Below are 664 nucleotides of genomic sequence, written 5' to 3'. Positions count from 1 at the left end.
ATCGGCTTTGTTGGACCGTCTGCGTCAGGGGGAAATCACGGTTTTATTCGGCACGCATGCGGTGCTCGGGGACGACGTGACGTTCAAACGGCTCAGCCTTGTCGTCATAGACGAGCAGCATCGGTTCGGCGTGGGTCAACGCAATACGCTGAGGGCAAAGGGGCCTGGGGCAGATTTGCTGGTGATGACGGCAACTCCTATTCCCCGTACCCTCGCGCTCTCGGTGTACGGCGATTTGGACACGAGTGTCATCAGGCATCGTCCCGTCCCGGGGGCGGGCGTATCCACGCAGGTGCTGGAGAGCTCCAGCCGCGATCTTGCGTACGGCGCGCTCCGCGACAGCCTTGCGCGGGGCAGGCAAGCGTATGTGATCTGCCCGATGGTGTCGCCGCAAGAGGGGGCTGATGAACTCGAGGACGTGCCCGGACTTGAGATCGATGAACACGGGCGCGCCCGTCAGGCAGTTACGCTGCATGATGTTGAGTCCGAATGCAAGAACATGCGAAGGCTGTTGCCAGATGTGCGTGTGGAGATGCTCCATGGCCATATGCCCGCTCGCCGCAAAGAGGAGGTCATCGATGCGTTCCGATCGGGCGATATCGATGTGCTCGTTGCCACGACCGTCGTTGAAGTGGGCGTTGATGTTCCGAACGCCACGATGATG

Annotated in this window: 1 protein-coding gene; it reads left to right on the top strand. The window is 61.0% G+C overall.

Going from position 1 to position 664, the window contains the following annotated elements:
• On the top strand, window positions 1–664 hold a 664-nt coding region (locus ACT8II_RS06470; RefSeq protein WP_443813402.1), incomplete at both ends, for a helicase-related protein.

Origin of the sequence: Collinsella sp. (genome assembly GCF_052346665.1) — a bacterium.
In the GTDB taxonomy this organism is placed as follows: domain Bacteria; phylum Actinomycetota; class Coriobacteriia; order Coriobacteriales; family Coriobacteriaceae; genus Collinsella.
The sequence above is the reverse complement of the archived record's forward strand: the minus strand, read 5'-3'. Positions and strand labels throughout refer to the sequence as shown.